We start from the raw sequence: 1,843 nt of genomic DNA, 5'->3' as shown, positions 1-1,843 counted from the left end.
CTTGGGGCTTACCTCTGCGGGTGGTCGCGTTCAGCGCGGAACTCGTCCAAGAGGGAGAAGAACATCTCCATCGCTGGGGTACCCGTCGCCTCGGCGGCCCGTTCGATCTCGACTGCCCAGCCCAGGCTGCTGGGGTAGGCCATGTCCAGCCGCTTCCACAGCCACTCGGAGAAGGGGCCACCGTTCCAGAGGTCGAAACGCTCAGCACTGTTGTTGATCTCCGAGGCGATTGCGTAGCCGACGAGCATGGAGTCCAGGTGTTGAAGAGAGCTGGAGCGCACCCACATCCCTGGGCGCAGTCTCACCTGGTCCAGGAGCTCGTAGACATTCCGCAGCTCGCTCGGCTTGCGTATCCCGGGCCTGTCGGACGTCTGTTCATTCATGTCGGCAGGCTGCTGGTGGCAGATGGTCATCGAGCGAAGCTGTCGACGAGTGATGAGGCAGCAGGCGAGTTTGAGGAAGGCTTCATGGACGTCGGCCCGCCGCTCCCAACGGATGCGGAGCCGTCTGAACCCGTGCAGCCAGGCGAAAGTCCGTTCCACGACCCAGCGGTAGGTGCTCAGACCACTGCCGTGAGGGTGCTGCGGCGGGCGATGGCCGACACGATCCCCCGGGCGTGGACCTTCGCACGGTAGATGTCGTGGTCGTGTCCGCGGTCGGCGAAGAGCGGGTCCGGTGTGTGCCGCGGATGACCAACTCGGCCCCGAACCCAGGGGATCGCGTCGACAAGAGGCATGAGCTGCGTGACGTCGTTGCGGTGACCGCCGGTCAGGAGGACGGCAAGCGGAGTCCTATGGCCGTCGGTAATCAGGTGATGCTTGGAACCTGCCCGGCCACGGTCGACGGGCGAAGGGCCCGTGTGGGCCCCCCTTTTAGGGCCCTGACGTGGGAGGAATCGACCACGCAGTGGGACCAGTTGAGACGTGCGGCTGGGTTGAGTTCGGCAAGCAGGACCTCATGTAGGTGGTGCCAGACGCCGGCTTCGTTCCAGTCCCGCAGCCGTTGCCAGCACGTCAACCCGGAGCCGAAGCCGAGCTCCTTGGGAAGGTGCTCCCACTGGATGCCGGTGCAGAGCACGTACAGGATGCCGCACAGCACCTGACGGTCCGGGACCGGAAGACGGCCGGGGTACCGATACCGACGTTTCTTCTTTGGCAGCAGTGGCTCGATCCGTTCCCACAAGTCCTCCGGCACGATCCACGGTGGCGTTCCCATGGTCCGAACGACGTCCAACTTGTGGGCCAGGCATGGCCACCAGGGGCGTTCGCCCTCATTGTGTCAGCGGTTCTTAGGGCTGCGGAGCAGACCGGCGGTTGGTGCCACGGAGTGGCAAAAGACGGGTGAGCGTGGGTGAGTTGAGGGGGTGGTTGGCCGGTGTCAACGTAGTGGTCCCTCCGTCCGTTCCTCCGCCCCTTCGTCTCCCTGGCTCGTCCCTCCCCACACGGCTGATGTGTCTGAGGAGGGGCACCCCGGCTTTCGAAGATTCGGTAAGTTTTCTGCATCTGAAGTTGCGGAGTGGAACGGGTGGATCCGTTTCATTGGAATCTCGGAGGTCTTCCCCTGTTGGGAGGTAGCCGGCCTCTACCGCAGGCCCTAGTGAGCTGTGCGGGAGGTGCGGGCGGTCCTTCTGCACGAAACAGTGGCCCACACTAACTCCCTGGAGTAGCTGCGCTGTTGAGGAATGCGCGGAGCGGATTCCGTGAGGCCGGATCGCGGAGCGATCTGAGCCCAGGGCCGCGGAGCGGACCGGAAGCTGGGGCGGAGCTCCAGGGGCAACGCGGAGCGTTGTAGGGGTTCCGCCACGTAGTGGCGGCGCGGCGTCCTCGCGGAGCGAGGCGCGCGC

At 65.2% G+C, this 1,843-nt stretch carries 1 protein-coding gene and 1 pseudogene; both read right to left on the bottom strand.

Features of this window, described 5'->3' with window-relative positions; genetic code table 11:
* Positions 1-8: 8 nt before the first annotated feature.
* Positions 9-383, bottom strand: coding sequence for a hypothetical protein (locus tag ACZ5PB_RS43425; RefSeq protein WP_468699268.1), 375 nt, complete (start codon positions 381-383; stop codon positions 9-11).
* Positions 384-422: 39 nt separating this feature from the next.
* Positions 423-1,215 (bottom strand): annotated as a pseudogene (locus tag ACZ5PB_RS43420) (IS5 family transposase); the annotation flags it as partial.
* Positions 1,216-1,843: the final 628 nt, after the last annotated feature.

Source organism: Streptomyces sp. NPDC032721 (assembly GCF_055579625.1).
This window is presented reverse-complemented; position numbering and strand designations above follow the sequence as displayed.